Origin of the sequence: Flagellimonas eckloniae (assembly GCF_001413955.1) — a bacterium.
Classification (GTDB): Bacteria; Bacteroidota; Bacteroidia; order Flavobacteriales; family Flavobacteriaceae; genus Flagellimonas; species Flagellimonas eckloniae.
This window is the reverse complement of the sequence record NZ_LCTZ01000002.1, coordinates 1,455,036-1,475,695: the sequence shown is the minus strand read 5'-3', so window position 1 is coordinate 1,475,695 and position 20,660 is coordinate 1,455,036. Positions and strand designations below refer to the sequence as shown.

Below are 20,660 nucleotides of genomic sequence, written 5' to 3'. Positions count from 1 at the left end.
TTTATTGTCTGGAAAAAATTATTCAATGGGTTTTGAAGCAACCATTTTAAGCTCAAGTGTACCACCTTTAATAACGTCATGATGGAATATGTGGTAATCATTCAACTGTTCACCATTCCATTGAATTTTATCAATGTACATATTCTCGGAACTATTATTTATGGTTTTGATCTCTAACTTTTCTCCTGGATAATAGTCGTTGTTCAATTGTATGGTTATTTTATCAAAAATAGGACTACCTATTTCATATTTAGGGTTTTCCATAACTCCGCCATTCATTTGAAACATACCTATTTTCATCAATACCGCAAGACTACCCATAAGACCTTGGTCTTCATCACCACTATATCCGGTAGAAGGGGATAAACCACTAAAAACAGATTTTACAACTTTACGCGACCAGTACTGCGAAAGATCAGGTCTTCCCAATTTAGTGAAAATTTGGGCGGTCTGCATGGAAGGCTGATTTCCATAATTAATAGGGATACGACTATATTCTGGATGCATTTCACGATCGTGCGAACTGCCTGCTGTAAAGTGTTGTGCTTCTGAGTTTATAAATTGTGTATTCAGTTTTTCAATTGCTTTTTCAGTTCCTCCCATCAAATAAGCTAAGCCTTTTAGATCATGGGGAACAAACCAAGTGGATTGGGCACCATTGGACTCATTGAACCCATTTTCATAAAGATAAGGATCAAAATCCTCTTTCCAAATACCATCTAGGTTTTTAGGACGCATCCAACCTGTAGAGGAATCATATACATTTTTATAATTCTGGGATCTTTCCATGAAATGGGTATAATCTTCTTCATGATTCAATTTTTTAGCAAGTTGTGCCAATACAAAATCCTGATATGCATATTCCAGGGTAAGGCTAGCGCCATCCTGGTGTATTCCAAATTTACCTTCTGGTATAGGGTAAGGTACATAACCGTTCTTCAAATAGTGGGAAAGCCCACCTCCTAAGTTGGTTTCATGCTCATAGCCTGCTTTTTCCATAATACCACCAAGTATATGGTTCTTTTTTAAGGCTGAATAAATAGTATCTAGATTTTCTGTTACCAACCCTTGTTGAATGGCACTTACAATAAAAGGAGTGCTTGACGCCCCTGTCATTACGTAGGTATAATTACCGCCAGATGGTCCTCTAGGTATAAGGCCGCCATCTTTTTTATATTGTAGAAGAGAATGTACAAATTCCTCTTTAATTTCTGGATATACCAATCCCCAAAGTGTGTTTATGGTCCATTGTGCTCCCCAAAAAGAATCTGAATTATAGTGGTTAAAGGCAGGGGTTCCATCTTCTTTTAAGGGCAATTGGCCTATTCTAAAATTTTCTTGGGTATTGTCGGGGTAAGCTCCGTTTATATCACTTATTATACGGCGCCCTTGCAATGCATGCCAAAGGTCAGTATAGAACCGTCTCCTATCTTTGTATGTTGCTCCTTCAACAGTAATTCTACTCAACAAATTGTTCCACTCTTCTTTGGATTCGTCTACTACTTTATCAAAATCCCAATGTGGTAGCTCTGTATCTAGATTGTTCTTTGCATTTTCAACAGAGGTATATGAAATTCCTATCTTCATTAAGACGGGAATGCTGGATTTCTCCAAATGTAGCATGTAGTTCCCTGTTTGGCTATCGGAATCGACCTCACTAACTGGGGTATTTAATTCAACGTGAAAGAAAATGGTATTGGGCTTTGGTTTTCGTTTGGTGGGTGCAACTACGAACTGGCCGTTCAATTGATTTTCATTTATCTGTGTTACCACACCTTCTTGGGTTTTGCATGGACCCAGTTGTGCATTTAGATTGAAGAGAACGGCATTTTGGGTATTTTTGGGAAATGTATACCTGTGTATTCCGGTACGTTTGGTGCTGGTAATCTCCACTTCAGTGTTATACCGATTTAAATGTACAGAATGATAACCGGGAGAAACTTTTTCGCTGTCATGACTGAACTTTGAATAGAAATCCTTATAAAAAATATTTTTAGTACCATTTTTTATAACAATCGGCATTACTGAAAGACCAGATAACTGCCATCCATGAATATGACTGAATCCTTTGATGGTATCAATTTCGTAGCGATAACCACTTCCCCAAGTACCTTTCAACTGGGTATCTGGACTTAAATTAACCATTCCAAACGGTCGGCTTGCTGAAGTAAATAGAAACCACCTTGAGTTTTCTGTATCCAATTGTGGATAGACCATATCTACTGGCGCTATGCTGGATTCCAGATTAGGTTGAGATACTTTATATGCGGGGCTATTACATGCGTTCCACAAGAGTAGTGAAAGTGTGAACGATATGATAAGTGCCTTTTTTAAAACCATTTGCTTAAATTTTAGTGATTTGGGTTACATTTCGTTCTACTTGATTCAACATTTCTTGGGTAGGAAAACCATTATTGGGCCTTCTGATAGCAGGGTCGTACCATTTCTCCCATTTTGGGTTTTTGTCGCCTTCCAAACGATTCTGATATACTTTGGCCAAATTCTTTTTTGCATCCTCAAGAATAACAAGAGCTTCCTTTAAGTAGGTAACATTACTGGAAGTCTCATATTTTCTTTTCAGTAGTGACATTTGGTGAAGGTTACTTTCAAATAGCATCAAATCGGAATACAATAATGTTGGTAAATACACATATGAATAATAAAACCCATCTTCTTTTGATAATTCCAATCCTTTTTTTGCCTCGGTCAAGGCACTGTCTATGTGCTTTTTGGTGAAGCGCACATGCTCAAGGTCATTTTCTACCCTTTCAAACTCATAGGGCACAGGCGGTTTTCCGGGTCTTTCTATAGGTGAATTTGACAGATAGGCTATGGCTTCACGTATTTCCCATAGATGTTGTACATAACCAATTCTACCAGAAGATTGCGCTTTGTTCAATAACTTCATTGATTTTACGGCATGTACTGCAGTGTTCTTATCAAAATATCGATGCGACCACTCTTTATAATACTGCTCTGCGGAAAAAGTATCTGGATTTTGGCAAACATCACTATAGGCTTCTATATTGAATATAAAAGGTCTAAAGCTCTGACCATTCACCATACAGTATTCATAAGCTCCATAGTCATTAAATATTTTTTTCATTTTGGCCTCCACTTTTTCCGGATACGGATTGTGGACAGTATGATTTAACCAAAAACCTGCATGCATGTAGGTGCCAAACGTGTAGTCATCTGTAGTTTGTGGCAAATGTTCAAAATCGCCAAAACCATCATCTGCCCATGCAATGATCCAGTCTTTTGGTGGCCTGAAGCCATCATTATACATTTGCATGGCATCAGAGTAACAAATTAATGCCTTGGTAGCATCACTTTTATAGGAGTCGACCAAATCATCAAAAACTGTAAACACTTCATTGAATACTTCTATTTTGTCTTCGCCACAGCTACTTTTGTATTCCCAATCCCAAACTTGATTTCGAGGTCTTAGAATAAAAATATCTGTTTTTGCTAATGGAGTTTCTTCAAAATAGTAGCGCCAAGCCTTGATCCAATCTTCTTTATAATCAGCCCAACAACTTGCTTTCTCTTCATCCATGGGATGTATTTGGTAACCCAAAGAAAAATCTACTTGAATTTTCATACCCTTGCTATGGGCATAGTCCATCATCTTCTCTAGGTAGGGAATATCAATTTGATAGTCTGGATGAAGCTCTTGGTATTCTGGACGTAGATAAAATTCCGGTCTCCCCAGCATATCAAAAAATTGAATGGCATTGTATCTGAGTCTGACCAAAGAATTTATCATTTCGGTGTAGCTTTCCCAATCATATTCCAACAATTTTCCCCTGTAGCTGGCCAATTCATCCACATCATTTTCAAAATAACATAAAATGGGTACTTTGGGTGGGGCAATCGTTTTACTATCAAAGGCAAATAAGTCTATTCCATCAATCTTATTAGGTACCTTTCCAGTCCAATATGCCAATGGGTCTATACCCAAAACTTCTTCGGCATAATCGTAAACTGCATATTGCATACCTTGAACATTGGAACCGGCCAATATGATAGCATTTTGTCCACTTTCCAAAATGGACTTTGACCAAATGCCTCCTCTTTGACCTGGATTTTCCTCAGATAGATTTAACAATCCTTCCTTAACCAGATTGCCAATAACTTGATTTGATCCTGTAGTGCCCAGAACGAAGATTGTACCGTTTTTTGGCAATTGACTACCTTCAGAAATAACCAGAATAGTCTTGTCCGTTACTTTTTGAAGATCAACTTTGAAATCGTTTATTGTATTTATTTCGATTTCGCTAGCAGTTTTCCCAAGGACCAAATAGATTTTATTTGATTCGTCATTGGAACATGCTATGTTCAAAAAGAAAAAAAGGACAGCCACTGTAGCGTAGATGCTACTGCTTATGGTTTTATGTATCCCCATTAGTTATAAATGACTTTTCTGATTTCGAAAATGGTTAGACCTCAAATAATATAGGCAGGCAAATGGGCCTGCCTATATTTTGAAATTAACTAAACTAACTCAAACTACTATTTTTTAAACCTAGTATCCTGGATTTTGTAATAACGAGCCATCTGAAAGTTCTAATTCAGAAGATGGAATTGGTCTTAACAAATGAATACTAGAGTCGAAAGTACCATGGTCTATAACATGTGGATTGTATAAATTTATACGTTCTTCCAATTTACCGGTGCGTTTTAACACTGCCCAGCGATTAGCTTCACCTGCCAATTCTAAAGCCCTTTCGTTAAGTATATCGTCTATGGTAACCGAAGCATATTCATTGGCAACTCCTGTTGCCCGCTCCCTAACAATATTTAAATGCATTAGGGCAGATGCCGTATTTCCAGCTCCTAAATAAGCCTCGGCAGCCAATAAATGTGTGCCGGCTACCCTAAAGACAAAGGTATCACGTGCCCCATCCGTAGTCTCATTAAAAATCTCATCATCAAACTTCTTGAAAATAGGGAAATTTGTCCTTTCAGGATTAAGAGAGTACAGGTAATTAACTCCTGGAATATCATCTGGTAAGCCAAATAGATATTGATCAGGTTGATATACCCAATAGCGATCTAACCTTTCTGCTAATTCTGTCGCATCCAATGCAGCTTTTGGATAGTAAACTACCGTATCTCCGGCTACAATTGGATCAGGTGCCGTAGGCTCATCAACATCAGCAAGTATAGCTCTATGGATAGTTGCATCATCCCTAGAATCATTATCTGCAAATAGCGTATAAAAATAGGGAGTGGGCATCATATTGGCGCTACTAAAACCATAGGGTGTTGTTGTTCTGTTTACCCCAGGGTAATTGGCAACTTGGTTCATGAAAATAGAATGTTTGGTATTTACCTGGTCAGTAGTTAATCCTCCTGAACCCCACTGTACTGCAAATAATATTTCATCATTAACCTGATTGTCATAACTAAAGACTTCAGCAAAGGTTTGGCTTCTAATGTCATAAGATCCAATAGCTGCTTCTGCAAGAGTTGCAGCGGTATCAAAATCTGTAGCACTTGCAAACGAAGAATAGCCTCTGGTTAAATAGACCTCTGCCAATACATGTTGTGCCGCTCTTTTAGAAAATCGCCCAGTTTCAGGATTATCCAATAAATCTGGTATTGCGGCTTCCAAATCTGCAATGATTTGTGCGTAGGTTTCTTCTTCAGTACTTCTAGTATAGTCTGATCGAATAGTAGTAGGTTCATCTAATTCCAATACCATACCACCATATTGTTGCACCATATTGAAAAATGCTAAGCCGCGCAATGCTCTCGCTTGCGCAATACCATAAGCTTTTTCACCCAATTTGGAATCGCTCCAGTTAATCTGGTTTTCGTATCTATTAATGGCAGTATTTGCTTTTGAAACAAGATCATAGTTTCTTATCCAAGCACTGCCTCCGGTCCCAGAAGTAAAACCAAAATAATCATTCGTGGTAGAAAATGAATTTAATTCACCCTTAATAGTAAACAAATCAGTTCCCAAAAACTTTAAATTGTAATCTTTATAAATATCCCTTAGGGAGACATAAATTCCAACTACTAATTGATCAGCCGTATTTTCATCAATAAAATTTTCGCTTGTTATATCTGAAAAAATATCTTCTTCAATATAACTATCACATGCATTAAAGGTTATCATACCTATTAGTATGAAACCAATGTGTTTGATTTTTCTAGATAGTTTCATTTTACTCTTTTTTATTAATAGGTTAATTTTAAACCGAATAAGACTGTTTTTACAGCATATGTCATATTGTAGGAATTCTGAAGACCAGTTTCTGGATCAGGACCCAAGTAATCTGTAAACGTAAACGGATTTTGAACATCTAAAGACAGTCGCAAGTTTGACACTTTTAATTTTTCCAAAAGATCTTGTGGAAATTGATATCCTAGACCAATATTTGCAACACGTACAAAAGATAAGTCTTCATAGGTCCATCCAGTTCCTCCATAGTCAGGGGATGTGAAGGTTCCGCCTGGATTATTAGGTGTCCAATAATCTATATCCAAGCTATTGAATGTTGCACGATCCGCAGCTGGTGCAAAATTTTGTAGAAATTCAGAATGCCCATAAGCACCTTGTCTGGTATTTACCTGAACATTAAGCTCCAAATTTTTATAATTAAAGGTATTGGTCATACCTGCAATCCAATCAGGAGAGTTTTGGCCTAACACTACCTTGTCATCTTGGTCAATAACACCATCATTATCTTGATCTACAAACTTGTATTGTCCAGGACGATAACCGTAAGAGTTTGCCTCTGCAGCTTCATCCACTTGCCAAATTCCTTCAACTGCATAATTCCAAATAGCATCAACTGGAGCGCCAATTTTTAAGACCCCGTGGTTTCCAAAAGGAATTTCATCTAAATCACCATCAATTTCCAAAATTTCATTCGTGTTTTTGGTGAAATTGATGCTAGTACGCCATGTAAAATCATTGGTTCTTACATTAATTGTGTTCAGCGTAAGTTCTACCCCACTATTACGAACTGATCCAAAATTACCAAGAGCTGTATCGTAACCGGTAATATCAGATAATGCTCTACCAAGAATACTACCTTCAGTAGTTTTGTTGTAGTATTCAAAGCCTGCACTTAATCTGTTATCCAAAATAGAGAAATCCAATCCAAAGTTATATTCTTTGGAAACTTCCCACGTTAAATCTGCATTTGGTAAACCATCAACTATTTTTCCTACAGTTGAATCATCCCCGAATATGTAATTGGAAGCTCCTAAAAATGCTAATGAACTATAAGCACCTATGGTACTGTCATTACCAGCTTCTCCATAACTTAAACGAAGTTTTAGGTTGTTCAGCCAATCTACGTCTTGCAAAAATTCTTCTTCGCTAGCTCGCCAAGCAAAAGCTGCGGATGGAAAGAAGTTCCACTTATTTCCGGCAGAGAGTTTAGAAGAACCATCATATCTTCCAGTAAAAGTAAATAGGTATCTATCTTTAAAAGTATAGTTTAAACGACCGGCAAAAGAGGCCAAGGTCTGTTTTGAATAAAAACTACCATAGTCATTAGGAACGTCTCCTCCTCCTTGAGTATTGAAGAAAAGATAAGCATCCGTATCAAAATTCCGAACCTGAATATCACTACCTTCCAAATTATTATAGTACAATGAAGTAATCAACGTAGTTTTCAGATTATGGTCATCAGCCAAATCAAAATTCAAATCCAATATGTTATCCCAAGTATATGAGGTGTTGAAATCTGACTCATAATATGATCGTATACGACTTGGGTCGTTACGTGAAGATTTTGTCAACAATCCACGATATTCTCCAAAACGTTGGGCATTGATATTTGGAGCAAATTGCGTTTTAAAATTAATCCAATCGGTAGGCTTATAGTTTAAAAATACATTAGCAATAACATCTAATGATCTGTTATTTACGCGCCAAGCTCCATCAGCATCATAAATTGGATTAACAAAGCGTAAATCTTGGTCATCAGGAAATAAAATAGGGTCTCCATTAACATCGTTTGGATTTACAGTAGGTGCCAATCGTAAAGAACTTCGAAATAGTTCTCTACTACCTTGTTCACGTTCCGATAGTGCCAAATAAGCTTTGATGCCTACGGTAAGTTTATCTGATACCCTTTTTGATATGGAAGCGCTCAAATTATAACGTTCAAACTCTTCAATGCCCATTACACCTTCATCATGCAAATATCCCAGTGAACCATTATATACTAAACCATTACTGCCACCAGACATACCTACAGTGTGACTAGTCTGAACTCCTGTTTGTCTGAAAAGGTCCATCCAATCTGTATATCTACCATTGGCCACATTGCTCGCCTCCTCGTTTGAAACTTGAAATTCAGTGGAACGGTCTATAACTACATTGTTATAGTCTTCTACTGTGCCCGTACCTGCCCATGCTCTTGCCCTTAATACGTCATCTACAAAATTAACGTATTCAGGACCGTTAAATAAGTCTGGAATATTAGTAGCTGAACGCAAACCAAATGAAGCATCATATGTAAAAACAGTTTTACCTTCAATACCATTCTTGGTTGTTATAATGACAACCCCATTTGCACCACGTGATCCGTAAATTGCGGTTGCAGAAGCATCTTTTAGAATATCCATTTGTTGAATATCGGCCGGATTCAATACATTGATATCCTCAAAGAAAATACCATCTACCACATATAAAGGTTTTGAAAGGTCATCGCTAAGATTATCACTAATACCATCACGACCGGCGTTGGTATTTGTAATTACTGTATTACCCCTTATTTTTATGGAAAGTGGCGCTCCAGGTTTAGAGCTTAAGGCTCGTACATCAACACCGGCTACTCTACCTTGTATGGCTTGTCCAATGTCTGTCTTTCGCTGTTCGGTTAATGTTTCGTTGCTTACTGAAGCAACAGCTCCGGTAAGGTCACTTTTCTTTACAGAGCCATAACCTATGACTACCACTTCATCAAGACCAGTTGATGAGGTTGCTAATTGCACGGAATAGTTTGAAGATCCGTCCAGAACAATTTCTTTGGTTTCGAAACCGATATATGACACTACAATAGTAGCATCACTACCTGATACGGAAATACTAAAATTTCCATCAAAATCAGTTACGACTCCATTAGTGGTTCCTTTTTCTTGCACATTGGCTCCTGGTAATGGTACGTTTTGATCGTCAACCACAACTCCAGTAATTTGGGTTTGGGCTAAAGAACCAGACGAAACCGCGAATACCAATGTCAGTATTAAAAGTTTCAATTTCATAATTATACAGTTATTAGTTTTTGATAAAATTATGTTAACTCCAACTTGAAATGATGGACATATCTTTCGGAAATATGGACAAATTGTTTAAGCCATAACAAATAAGTTTAAAAAATATACATAAGTAATTGTTTATCAATTGATTGAAAAATAAATTTGAATGACAACATAATTTTAAGGTTTATTTTAACCACAAACATTACTTAAATTAGCTTGGCATATGTGAAAAACAGGGGCAGTAAATTTGTAGTCCGAATGTGAATTAATCCATGTTTTTGAATGGTTTATCCATTTGTAATATTTGGTATTCTGGTAAGTTTAAAAGTTTATTTATCAACTTATATATAATTATGAAAAATCCTTTTTTTGGTGTAAAAACAGCGCTAGTTTGTTTGGGGCTGTCAATTTTTGGTTGCTCAGAAAACCCTAAGGACAATGCTCCTTGGGTAGATTTATTTGATGGTACTTCTTTAGAAGGTTGGACCCAAAAAGGGGGCAGTGCATTATATGAGGTTAGGGATGGAACAATAGTAGGTAGTACGGTTCATGATACACCAAATTCTTTTTTGACATCCAATAAAATGTATAGCGATTTTATACTTGAACTGGAATTTATGGTAGATTCTTCTATGAATTCAGGAATACAAATACGAAGCAATAGCTATCCTCATTACAGAAATGGCAGGGTTCATGGATATCAGGTGGAAATTGATCCTTCCGACCGTGCTTGGAGTGGTGGAATTTATGACGAATCCAGAAGAGGTTGGTTAAATCCATTAACAGATAATCCCGAGGCCCAAAATGCATTCAAACAAAATGATTGGAACCATTATCGCATTGAAGCCATAGGTGATACCATAAAAACATGGGTGAACACTATTCCGGCATCACATCTTGTAGACGAGAAAACAAACAACGGATTTATCTGTTTGCAAGTACACAGTATAGGTCCAAAGAAGAAGGAAGGGACAGAAATCATATGGAAAAATATTAAGATAATTACGGACAGTGTTTCAAAATATAGTAAAAAAAGTCCTATTTCGCCCATAATTACCAAAAACAAGTTAACCATTGATGAGAAGAAAAAAGGATGGAAACTATTATGGGATGGAAAAACAACAGATGGATGGAGAGGCGCCAGATTGGATGAGTTTCCAGGCCAAGGTTGGGAAATTAAAGATGGTGAACTTACAGTTTTATCATCGGGTGGTGAAGAGTCAGCCGCAGGCGGTGATATAGTTACCAAAGAATTATATGGCGATTTCGAACTAAAAGTGGATTTTAAATTAACGGAGGGAGCAAATAGCGGAATTAAATATTATGTTGATACGGATATCAATAAAGGGCCAGGTTCATCAATAGGTTTGGAATATCAAATTCTTGATGACCAACGGCACCCAGATGCCAAACTGGGAAATCATGATGGTAGTAGAACAGTGGCATCATTATATGATTTAATCCAAGCTGATATCAACAAACCCATAAACCCCATTGGAGATTGGAATACGGCACATATTATTTCGAAGGACAATCATGTGGAACATTGGCTCAATGGAGCAAAAGTGTTGGAGTATGAAAGAAAGAGCGAAGATTATCGGAAACTAGTTTCAGAGAGTAAATATGTAAAATGGCCCAATTTTGGTGAATCCGAAAAGGGACACATATTATTACAAGATCATGGAGACCATGTATCATTCAAAAATGTAAAAATTCGACCTATCAATAATATAAAAGAGTAAGCAATATGAGTTCAAATAGAAGGGAATTTATTAAGAAAACGGCCATTGGAGCAGTAGGTGTTACACTGGGATCATCTAAGGTTAATGCCATGTCCGCTAAGAGTTATTCAAATATTATAGGTGCTAATGATAGGATCAATGTTGCAATCCAGGGGCTGGGAAGAAGATATCAAGCCTTTCTTGGCGCCATTGCGGATAAAAAAAGTAACGTAAAATTACTTTATCTGTGCGATGTGATGAAAAGTCAGAGAGATAGAGCAGCAGAAGTAGTATCAAAAGCTTTGAGCAATAAGCCTGCTTTAGAAAATGATATCAGAAAAGTAATCAATGATAAAGATGTTGATGCCATTTTTATGGCAACACCCGATCATTGGCATGCACCAGGAGCTTGTATGGCAATGCAGGCAGGGAAACATGTGTATTTGGAGAAGCCTTGCAGCCACAATCCCCGAGAAGGTGAATTATTGGTGGCGTATCAAGAGAAATATGACAGGATTGTTCAGATGGGGAACCAACAACGCTCTTCAGCACAATCACAAGAAATTATCAATGATATCCACAACGGGATAATTGGAGATGTCTACAATGCCATTGCATTTTACACCAGTAAAAGAGGACGGGTACCTAATCAAACAAAAACAAATCCACCAGAAGGATTAGACTGGGAGTTGTTCCAAGGACCTGCTCCAAGAAGGGAATACACGGATAATACTTGGGATTATAATTGGCATTGGTACGGTTGGGATTATGGAACTGCAGAAATGGGAAACAATGCTACCCATGAACTAGATATTGCGCGCTGGGCCTTAAATGCGAAATATCCTGAAAGTGTAGCGGTGAATTCTGGAAAATTCCATTATAAGGATGATGGATGGGAAATGTATGATACAATGGAAGCTACCTTCAAATTTTCAGGAAACAAAACAATTCAATGGGATGGTAGAAGTAGAAACGGTTATGATAAATATGGAGCAGGAAGAGGAACCATTATCTATGGATCCAAAGGATCCGTTTTTATAGATCGAGATGGGTATAAGTTGTTTGATTTGAAAGGTGCAGTAATCAAGGAAAATATTTCTAAAGGTATTGAAGCAGGCAACTCCCTTGGAGGGGGTGGAGGCCTTTCAACTATGCATACGTTAAATTTCTTTGATGCAATTAGAGGAAAAGCTGAATTAACATCACCTATAGAACAAGGTGCAATTAGTCAAATGCTCACGCATTACGCCAATATAGCCCATAGAATTGACGATTCCTTTGAAGTTGATGAAAGTACGGGCAGAATATACAATAGAGAGGCAATGAAACTTTGGTCAAGAACGTATGAGCCCGGTTGGGAAATTAAACCGGTATAGTTATTGATAAACTTCTTACTTTTAACAATCTCATTTATTAAGTAGTACATGAAAAGGAGAGATTTTGTTGCCACAACCGGTTTTGCTGCTGGTTCAGCTTTATTTTCGACCAGTGTTTTAGGACAGTTGTCCAAGCTTTCAAATGCAAATGATACGTTGCAAATCGGTGTAATTGGAACAGGAGATAGAGGTAACGGGTTGATACCCTTACTCAACAAAATTAAAAATGTTGAGGTCGTTGCTTGTTGCGATGTTCTTCCCTTTCGTCTTGAAAAGGGGATTTCCGCAGTTAGCGGAAAGGCCATGGCCTACAAAGACCATAGAAAATTACTGGACAATAAGGATGTGGATGCCGTGCTCATAGCCACACCTTTTAGTACGCATTCTAAAATTGCGATTGATGCCATAGATGCAGGAAAGCATGTATTTTGTGAAAAGACCATGGCCAAGGGTTATGGAAGTATAAAAGATTTGGTTGCCAAAGAAGAAGCTTCAAATGTTGTTTTCCAAACGGGACATCAATACCATAGTTCCAAACTCTATGTACACGTTGTTGACCTTATAAGAAAGGGAAAAATAGGAAAAATTCAAGCTTTTGAATGTCAGTGGAATCGTAATGGGAATTGGAGACGTCCGGTACCAAGTCCAGAATTGGAGCGAGTTGTAAACTGGAGAATGTACCGAGAATTTTCAGGGGGTCTTTTGGCTGAATTATGTTCGCACCAAATAGATTTTGTGAACTGGGTTTTGGAGGCACTTCCGGATACCGTGATGGGTGTAGGAGGTGTTGATTATTGGAAAGATGGTAGGGAAACCTATGATAATATTCATTTAATCTATAGCTATCCTAATGGAGTTAAGGCAAAATTCACATGTCTAACCGCCAATGCCAAAGACGATTATAAAATAAGGGTTTTTGGAGACAAGGGAACCATTATCCTGGATTATGCAAAAGCCTGGTTTTACCCCGAAGGCAAGATGAACAAAAAGATGGGTGAGGTCGATGGTGTTTCAGGAGCCACCATTGGTTGGGACGAAGGAAAGGGAATACCCATTAAAGTAGAACACACAGAGCCTACAGAACAGGCATTGATTGATTTTAGGGATAATATTATACAATCCAAAATACCAATTTCCAATGTCAAGACAGGTGCTAATGCGGCTTTATGTGTTCAAATGGGACTTGATGCCATGTACAATCAAGAAATCATTCATCGAAAGGATATCGAAGGACTGTAAAACTAATTACTGATTCTTATATCGATATAGAAATGGTCCGCCCTTTATCCCGGATTTTTTTTCACCCGTATTCAGTAGAATATCCATTTGAAATATCCGCTTTCTAAAGTTGCGCTTGTCCAATTGTAACCCAAGAATATTTTCATATAAATTTTGTAATTCGGGCAAAGTGAATTTTTCAGGGAGCAATTTGCCAACGATAAGTCTATCCTTCAAATTGTTTTTAAGAAAATTGTGGGCATCATGTATGATTTGTCTATGGTCAAAACCCATTTTTTCAGGAATATTATCAATGTCGAACCAAGAAATTTCCTCAACATTACTTTTTAGTGTCAATGGATGGTTTTCTGGTTGTACCAAAGCGTAATATGATACTGTTATAACCCTTTTTAAAGGATGTCGGTCAGGAGAGGTATAAACTTTGACTTGTTCAAAATGGATTTCCCTAAATCCGGTTAGGGAAAACAATACTTTGTTGGCACAGCCTTCCAATGTTTCTTCTTTTTCCATTGCTCCTCCCGGTAGCATCCAATGGTTTGTATAGCCGCCTACAGAGCGTTTTGTAAGTAAAATTTTCAATTTGTTGTCCAGATATCCGAATACGGCAATATCTGCAGTCACAGAACATTCAAATGAATCCGGTCTAACCTGAAAATTGTGGAGTTGTTTCTTTTTCATTGAGGGTGAAAATAGTAATGATTTTTTAATTTGTCGATTGTCAATAAAAACCTTAATTTAGTAACTGTGTATAAAGTACACAGAATAATAATTGTATCAAAAATTATTACTGAATTTTTACTTGAAAAATCAAAATATGAAAAAGAATTTATTTGATATTTCATCAAAGGTCATATTGATTACTGGCGGAGGAGGCGTTCTTGGCGGCAGCATGGCAGAATACTTATTGGGCAACGGTGCAATCGTGGTCATTTTGGATTACAAACAGGACATTGTGGATGCTGCAGTGGATAGACTTAAAAAAGTTAGCGACAGGGTATCTGGTTTTGTGTGTAATGCATTAGAGGAGGAGAGCCTTCAATCTGTTTCCGATGCCCTTGTCAAAGAAAATGGCAGAATAGATGTGTTGATCAATGCAGCCGGAGGAAATATGCCTGGAGCAACCATCGGTGTGGATCAGTCAATTTTTGATGTTAATATTGAACATTTCAAAAAAGTTGTCGATTTAAATCTATTTGGCTCCATTCTTCCTTCATTGGTATTCGGAAAAGAAATGGTGAAGCAAAAAAAGGGGGTGGTTATCAATATTTCGTCAATGACGGCACAAAGTGCAATTACACGGGTAGTGGGCTACTCAGCTTCAAAAGCTGCCATAGACAACTATACCAAATGGCTAGCAGTTGAATTGGCTTTAAAATTTGGAGAAGGACTACGTGTGAATGCTATTGCACCAGGGTTTTTTATTGGAAATCAGAATAGGGATTTATTAATTAATAAGGAGGACGGTTCATATACTGAAAGAGGTGATACAATTATTAGGAATACACCTATGAAACGTTTTGGAGAGGCGGATGAATTGAATGGATCAATTCACTATTTATGTTCGGATGCTTCAAAATTTGTTACAGGAACCGTACTTCCAATTGATGGAGGTTTTAGTGCATTTAGCGGAGTGTAAAATAGTAGTATGGAACAGACATGGAGATGGTACGGGCCAAATGACCCGGTAAAGTTATTAGACGTTAAACAAGCAGGAGCTACAGGAGTGGTTTCAGCCCTACATCATATTCCCAATGGTGAAATATGGACAGTGGAAGAAATTACAAAGCGTAAAAAAATCATAGAAGATGCAGGACTAAGGTGGAGCGTTGTGGAAAGTATTCCAGTTCATGAAAACATTAAAACACGTTCTGGAGAGTTTCAGGTTTATATTGAAAACTATAAGACCAGTATAGAGAATTTGGCAAAATACGGTATTCATATTGTGTGCTATAACTTTATGCCCGTCTTGGATTGGACACGAACCTCTTTGGACTATGAAGTAAAAGATGGTTCTAGGGCCTTACGGTTCGATACAACTGCATTTGCCGCTTTTGAACTATACTTGCTTAAAAGACCAGGCGCGGAAACAACATACTCAAAGGAACAAAAGGAAGAAGCAAAGGTTTATTTTGATGACCTTTCAACTGACGAAAAAGAAAAACTGGTTAAAAATATTATTGCGGGACTTCCAGGAGCAGAGGAAGGGTATACTTTGGAACAGTTTCAAGATATTTTGGATACCTATAAAGAAATTGACGCCCAAACCTTAAAGGAAAACCTGGTTTGTTTTTTAAAGCAGATCATTCCCGTGGCATCTGGCAACAATGTAATGATGTGCATTCATCCAGATGATCCTCCATATCCTATATTGGGATTGCCACGTGTTGTGAGTACCGAGGAAGATTATGCCCACCTTTTTGAGCAAGTACCGGATATTTCAAATGGAATGACGTTTTGTACCGGTTCCTTAGGAGTACGGGCCGATAATGATTTAGTGGGGATTTTTAAAAGATTTGCGGATAGAGTTCACTTTTTACATTTAAGAAGCACCAAAAGAGACCGCAAAGGAAACTTTTATGAAGCCAATCATTTGGAAGGAGATGTGGATATGTACAGTGTTGTAAAACACATATTGTTGGAACAAAAAAGAAGGAAAGCAGAAGGCAGGAAGGATGCCCAAATCCCTATGCGACCAGATCATGGACATCAAATGTTGGATGATCTTCACAAAAAGACCAATCCTGGCTATTCGGGTATTGGTAGGTTGCGTGGATTGGCAGAATTAAGAGGATTAGCTGTCGGAATTTCTAAAAATCTATAGTACGTGGGCCAAATACAATCAAAAATATTCATCACAGACAATTTTTTGCTCAACTCAAAAGAAGCCGAAACCTTGTACCATGAGTATGCAAAACAAATGCCTATTATTGATTATCACAATCATTTATCCCCACAAGAGATTGCAGAAGATAAACCAATAGGAAATATTACCAAAGCTTGGCTAAGTGGGGACCATTATAAGTGGAGGGGAATGCGTGCGAATGGTGTGGAAGAAAAATATATTACAGGCGATGCGTCTTTGGAAGATAAGTTTGTAAAGTGGGCAGAAACTGTTCCGTATACCCTTAGAAATCCACTATTTCATTGGACCCAGTTAGAGTTGAAAAGGTATTTTGATATTGATACTATTTTGCAGCCAAGCTCGGCAAAGGAGATTTATGGTGAAGCAAATCAGATATTGGCATCTAAAACCCCAGCGCAATTGTTGGAAGAAATGAATGTTGAAGTAGTTTGTACAACGGACGACCCAACAGACGATTTAAAATATCATAAGCAAATAGCTGAAAAAGGATTTTTCACGAAGGTATTTCCAACCTTTCGTTCCGATAATTTGTTTTTGATTGGACAATCAGAATTCCCAGATTATGTAAAAAAACTAGAAAGCACGGTTTCGCATAATATAAAAGATTTATCCACTTTCTTGCAAGCTATTGACCAAAGGTTGGCACATTTTCACAATCATGGATGTCGCCTTTCCGATTTTGGAATTGGTGATGCATTGGCCATGGAAGAATTTACTTTGGAAGAAGTCAGGGAGATTTTTGAAAAAGCATTAAAAAAAGGCTTGCTCTCAACCATTGAAATAAACAAGTATCGGACTTGTATTTTTTTACACCTCAGCAGGAAATATCACGAAATGAATTGGGTGCAGCAATTTCATTTAGGGCCTATTCGGAATAACAATAGTCGTTTGCGAAAAGAAATAGGTGCCGACGTAGGCTGTGATTCTATAGGGGAATATCCAATGGCTTCGTTTTTGTCAAAACTTTTTGATTCACTTGATGCAACCAATCAACTGGCAAAAACAATTACATACAATTTAAACCCATCCCAAAATGAAGTTTTTGCGACGATGATGGGCAACTATAGCGAATCTGGAGTTCCAGGAAAAATGCAATGGGGGTCAGGATGGTGGTTTTTGGACCAAAAAGACGGAATGGAAAAACAGCTCAACACCCTATCCAATATGGGACTGTTGAGTCGATTTGTGGGCATGCTAACGGATAGCCGTAGTTTTTTATCTTTTCCACGGCATGAATATTTTAGAAGGATTTTATGTAATTTGATTGCTCAAGATGCCATAGATGGATTAGTGCCCCATGACATCCCTTTTTTGGGTAAGATGATACAGGATATCTGTTATAACAATGCTTCAAATTATTTTGATTTTAAGAACGTATGAGGTATACATTAATTCTATTGGTTTTTAGCGCATTACTTTCCTGTAAAGAGGAAAAGGCTGGCGAGACGCTTTATTTTGCCCATAGCCTACCACAATCGCATCCTGTGCATAAAGGAGCCTTGAAATTTAAGGAGGTTTTGGCCCAAAAATCTGGAGGTAAACTAACGGTGAAGATTTTCCCAGATGCACAATTGGGTTCAGAACGCGAAGTGCTCGAATTACTTCAAATAGGTAGTTTGGCCATAACAAAAGTAAGTGCGGCAACACTTTCAAACTTTGTTCCTGAATATGAAGTTTTAGGGGTGCCGTATCTTTTTCGGAACAAAGAACACCAAAATGCAGTACTTGATGGGGAGATAGGAAAATCAATTTTAGAAAAAGGAAGCAAGTTTTGGTTGCGTGGACTTTGTTACTATGATGCGGGTAGTAGAAGTTTTTACACGAAAACAAAACCGGTTAGGAAACCAGAAGATTTAAAAGGCCTTAAAATACGTGTTATGAACAATCAAATGGCCATAAACATGGTCAATGCCCTCGGAGGTTCCGCAACGCCAATGGCCTATGGTGAATTGTATACGGCCATACAGCAGGGGGTAGTGGATGGTGCTGAGAACAATCCACCATCTTTTGTATCATCAAATCATTATGAGGTAAGCAAATATTACACAATTGATGAGCATTCCGCAGTTCCAGATGTGGTTTTGATAGGAACAAAGTTTTGGGACAAACTTTCTGAACAAGAAAGAAAGTGGGTAGAAGAAGCTGCGATTGAATCAGCCGAAGCACAAAAAGAATACTGGCAAGCATCCGTAGAAGAATCTATGGCAAAAGCTATAGAAGCAGGAGTAGAGATTATCATTCCAGACAAGTCCTTATTTGCAGATAAATCTAAATCTGTTTTAGAAGAATTTCAACGAACCCATCCCGAATTGGCCGAATTGGTGCGTCAAATAAAAGCCAAATAATCATGAAAACCTTCGATATAATTTTTAATAAAATCAATAAAACCCTTGAGGTGTTACTTGTCATAATATTTGCAATCTTGGTATTGGATGTTGCTTGGCAGGTATTTTCAAGATATGTTTTGAATCGTTCATTTTCATTTACTGAAGAATTGGCACGTTTCTCATTAATCTGGTTGTCCATTTTGGGTGCAGCCTATTTAAATGCAAAAAGGGAACATTTATCCATGGATTTCTTATATAAAAAACTCTCGGAGGGCAAGCGTAAAAAAGCACTGTATTTCATTGAAATGTGCATTTTTCTGTTTGCACTCATAGTTATGGTCATAGGTGGGTTTAATTTGGTTTACACCACCTTACATTTAGAACAGCTGTCCGGAACATTGCGGGTCCCATTAGGTTATATCTATGCGGTACTTCCTATCAGTGGAATACTCATTATGAGCTTTGCGCTTTACCACATTTCCAAAATATATACTGACCAAATAAAAGAATGATATGAGTATTGAAGTACTGAGTATTATAGTATTGTTTGTTAGCTTTTTTGTGCTTTTAATGATGAAAGTACCGGTGGCGTATAGTATAGGAATTTCAACCACCTTAAGCTTATTATTGAATATAGATAACTTACCGGGCATTACAACCATTGCGCAGCGAATGACCACTGGGATAGATAGCTTTGCCCTTTTGGCAATACCATTTTTTGTTTTGGCCGGTGAAATTATGAAACGAGGTGGCATTGCAAATAGGCTGATAAATTTCGCCAAATCTTTGGTGGTGAGCCTTCCGGGAGGATTGGCCTATGTAAATGTATTGGCATCAATGCTTTTTGGAGCCATTTCTGGCTCCGCTATTGCGGCCACTTCCGCAATTGGAAGTATAATGACAGATAGAATGGAGGAAGAAGGTTTTCCTCGGGAATTTAGCGCTTCGGTCAATATTACCTCATCAACTACCGGATTACTAATTCCACCAAGTAATATTTTGATTGTATATGCGCTTGCCAGTGGCGGAGCAGCATCAGTGGCAGCTCTTTTCATTGCAGGGTATTTGCCAGGTATTTTATTGGGTGTTGCCTTGATGGGCTATATTGCTTTTGTTGCCATAAAGCGCGATTTTTCCAAAGGGGACCGTCTGCCATTTATACAAATATGGACTTATTTTAGAAAGGCATTTTTTAGTTTATTGTTATTGGTCATAGTTGTGGGCGGTATTGTGGCTGGAATATTTACAGCTACTGAGGCTTCCGTCATTGCGGTGCTTTATGCAGCAGTTTTAGCATTGGTCTACGGAGTCATCAAAACCAAGGATTTCCCATCTATATTATTGACAAGTGCAAAAACTACGGCCGTGGTCATGTTTTTAATTTGTACCTCAATGGCTATGTCATGGTTGTTCTCATTTGAGGGCATACCGGAATTGATGAGTACTTTTTTGCTAGATCAGTTCAGCAATAAATTTATTATTTTCTTGGTAATCAATGTCATACTTCTAATCATAGGTACCTTCATGGACATAACTCCGGCAGTGCTTATTTTTACCCCAATTTTTCTACCTGTGGTTATGGAACTGGGCATGGATCCTGTTCATTTTGGAATTGTATTGGTACTAAACTTATGTATAGGACTCTGCACGCCACCAGTTGGTACGATATTGTTTGTGGGCAGCGGAGTGGCCAATGTGTCGGTATCACAAGTTATTAAACCGTTACTACCCTTTTTGGCTATAATGGTAATTGTATTGCTTCTAATCCTTTATATTCCTCAAATTACTATGATTTTACCAGACCTTTTTGGTCTTTAAAATAGTTTAGTGAATAATAAGGAAATAGCGATTGATTTAAAATGATTTTTGGGAATTAGAACTTTCTTCCAGTCTTTTTATC

14 protein-coding genes are annotated in these 20,660 nt (G+C 37.7%); 9 read left to right on the top strand and 5 right to left on the bottom strand.

Features of this window, described 5'->3' with window-relative positions; translation table 11 throughout:
- Nucleotides 1–18: 18 nt before the first annotated feature.
- The 4 genes from AAY42_RS06345 to AAY42_RS06330 form a co-directional block, all read right to left on the bottom strand.
- Nucleotides 19–2,340 (bottom strand): GH92 family glycosyl hydrolase, encoded by a 2,322-nt coding sequence (locus tag AAY42_RS06345; RefSeq protein ID WP_055393435.1) that lies wholly within the window; start codon nt 2,338–2,340, stop codon nt 19–21.
- A 4-nt stretch (nt 2,341–2,344) separates the two neighbouring features.
- Entirely contained in the window at nt 2,345–4,408 is a 2,064-nt protein-coding gene (locus AAY42_RS06340; RefSeq protein WP_055393433.1) for a glycosyl hydrolase 115 family protein, read from the bottom strand.
- Between the two features lie 120 nt (nt 4,409–4,528).
- Complete coding sequence (locus AAY42_RS06335) at nt 4,529–6,178, bottom strand: RagB/SusD family nutrient uptake outer membrane protein (protein ID WP_082433343.1); 1,650 nt, start codon at nt 6,176–6,178, stop codon at nt 4,529–4,531.
- 14 nt (nt 6,179–6,192) lie between these two features.
- Nucleotides 6,193–9,237, bottom strand: coding sequence for a SusC/RagA family TonB-linked outer membrane protein (locus AAY42_RS06330; protein ID WP_055393430.1), 3,045 nt, complete (start codon nt 9,235–9,237; stop codon nt 6,193–6,195).
- A gap of 350 nt (nt 9,238–9,587) precedes the next feature.
- On the opposite strand from AAY42_RS06330, the gene AAY42_RS06325 reads away from it, so the two are divergent.
- From AAY42_RS06325 to AAY42_RS06315, 3 genes are read left to right on the top strand one after another with little or no spacing between them, the layout of a single operon-like run.
- Nucleotides 9,588–10,976 carry a 3-keto-disaccharide hydrolase gene (locus AAY42_RS06325; RefSeq protein WP_055397749.1) on the top strand — a complete coding sequence of 463 codons (1,389 nt, stop codon included), beginning with the start codon at nt 9,588–9,590 and terminating at the stop codon, nt 10,974–10,976.
- A gap of 5 nt (nt 10,977–10,981) precedes the next feature.
- Nucleotides 10,982–12,331: a Gfo/Idh/MocA family protein gene (locus AAY42_RS06320; RefSeq protein WP_055393428.1), complete on the top strand. Its 1,350-nt coding sequence runs from the start codon at nt 10,982–10,984 to the stop codon at nt 12,329–12,331.
- 48 nt (nt 12,332–12,379) lie between these two features.
- Nucleotides 12,380–13,570 carry a Gfo/Idh/MocA family protein gene (locus AAY42_RS06315; protein ID WP_055393427.1) on the top strand — a complete coding sequence of 397 codons (1,191 nt, stop codon included), beginning with the start codon at nt 12,380–12,382 and terminating at the stop codon, nt 13,568–13,570.
- A gap of 6 nt (nt 13,571–13,576) precedes the next feature.
- Here the strand turns inward: AAY42_RS06315 and AAY42_RS06310 are convergent, their stop codons facing one another.
- Nucleotides 13,577–14,248, bottom strand: a complete 672-nt coding sequence (locus tag AAY42_RS06310; RefSeq protein ID WP_055393425.1) for an NUDIX hydrolase — start codon at nt 14,246–14,248, stop codon at nt 13,577–13,579.
- Nucleotides 14,249–14,384: 136 nt separating this feature from the next.
- On the opposite strand from AAY42_RS06310, the gene AAY42_RS06305 reads away from it, so the two are divergent.
- Genes AAY42_RS06305 through AAY42_RS06280 form a run of 6 tightly spaced genes read left to right on the top strand, consistent with a single transcriptional unit; the run spans nt 14,385 to nt 20,578 of the window.
- Entirely contained in the window at nt 14,385–15,206 is an 822-nt protein-coding gene (locus AAY42_RS06305; RefSeq protein ID WP_055393423.1) for an SDR family oxidoreductase, read from the top strand.
- A 9-nt stretch (nt 15,207–15,215) separates the two neighbouring features.
- The gene (uxuA, locus tag AAY42_RS06300; protein ID WP_055393422.1) at nt 15,216–16,391 is read left to right on the top strand and encodes a mannonate dehydratase; all 1,176 of its coding nucleotides are present in this window, start codon (nt 15,216–15,218) and stop codon (nt 16,389–16,391) included.
- Between the two features lie 3 nt (nt 16,392–16,394).
- The gene (uxaC, locus tag AAY42_RS06295; protein ID WP_313777875.1) at nt 16,395–17,813 is read left to right on the top strand and encodes a glucuronate isomerase; all 1,419 of its coding nucleotides are present in this window, start codon (nt 16,395–16,397) and stop codon (nt 17,811–17,813) included.
- Nucleotides 17,810–18,778 (top strand): TRAP transporter substrate-binding protein, encoded by a 969-nt coding sequence (locus AAY42_RS06290; RefSeq protein ID WP_055393420.1) that lies wholly within the window; start codon nt 17,810–17,812, stop codon nt 18,776–18,778. The genes uxaC and AAY42_RS06290 overlap by 4 nt, the downstream gene beginning before the upstream one ends.
- 2 nt (nt 18,779–18,780) lie before the next feature.
- Nucleotides 18,781–19,272 (top strand): TRAP transporter small permease, encoded by a 492-nt coding sequence (locus AAY42_RS06285; RefSeq protein ID WP_055393418.1) that lies wholly within the window; start codon nt 18,781–18,783, stop codon nt 19,270–19,272.
- Between the two features lies 1 nt (nt 19,273).
- Nucleotides 19,274–20,578, top strand: coding sequence for a TRAP transporter large permease (locus tag AAY42_RS06280; protein ID WP_175288735.1), 1,305 nt, complete (start codon nt 19,274–19,276; stop codon nt 20,576–20,578).
- Nucleotides 20,579–20,660: the final 82 nt, after the last annotated feature.

What these genes read in the sequence shown, in the direction of transcription:
- AAY42_RS06280 (WP_175288735.1), top strand. Translation starts at nt 19,274, where the DNA reads ATGAGTATTGAAGTACTGAGTATTATAGTATTGTTTGTTAGCTTTTTT.
- uxuA (WP_055393422.1), top strand. Translation starts at nt 15,216, where the DNA reads ATGGAACAGACATGGAGATGGTACGGGCCAAATGACCCGGTAAAGTTA.
- AAY42_RS06315 (WP_055393427.1), top strand. Translation starts at nt 12,380, where the DNA reads ATGAAAAGGAGAGATTTTGTTGCCACAACCGGTTTTGCTGCTGGTTCA.
- AAY42_RS06345 (WP_055393435.1), bottom strand. Translation starts at nt 2,340, where the DNA reads ATGGTTTTAAAAAAGGCACTTATCATATCGTTCACACTTTCACTACTC.
- AAY42_RS06290 (WP_055393420.1), top strand. Translation starts at nt 17,810, where the DNA reads ATGAGGTATACATTAATTCTATTGGTTTTTAGCGCATTACTTTCCTGT.
- AAY42_RS06310 (WP_055393425.1), bottom strand. Translation starts at nt 14,248, where the DNA reads ATGAAAAAGAAACAACTCCACAATTTTCAGGTTAGACCGGATTCATTT.
- AAY42_RS06340 (WP_055393433.1), bottom strand. Translation starts at nt 4,408, where the DNA reads ATGGGGATACATAAAACCATAAGCAGTAGCATCTACGCTACAGTGGCT.
- AAY42_RS06320 (WP_055393428.1), top strand. Translation starts at nt 10,982, where the DNA reads ATGAGTTCAAATAGAAGGGAATTTATTAAGAAAACGGCCATTGGAGCA.
- AAY42_RS06325 (WP_055397749.1), top strand. Translation starts at nt 9,588, where the DNA reads ATGAAAAATCCTTTTTTTGGTGTAAAAACAGCGCTAGTTTGTTTGGGG.
- AAY42_RS06305 (WP_055393423.1), top strand. Translation starts at nt 14,385, where the DNA reads ATGAAAAAGAATTTATTTGATATTTCATCAAAGGTCATATTGATTACT.
- AAY42_RS06335 (WP_082433343.1), bottom strand. Translation starts at nt 6,178, where the DNA reads ATGAAACTATCTAGAAAAATCAAACACATTGGTTTCATACTAATAGGT.
- AAY42_RS06285 (WP_055393418.1), top strand. Translation starts at nt 18,781, where the DNA reads ATGAAAACCTTCGATATAATTTTTAATAAAATCAATAAAACCCTTGAG.
- AAY42_RS06330 (WP_055393430.1), bottom strand. Translation starts at nt 9,237, where the DNA reads ATGAAATTGAAACTTTTAATACTGACATTGGTATTCGCGGTTTCGTCT.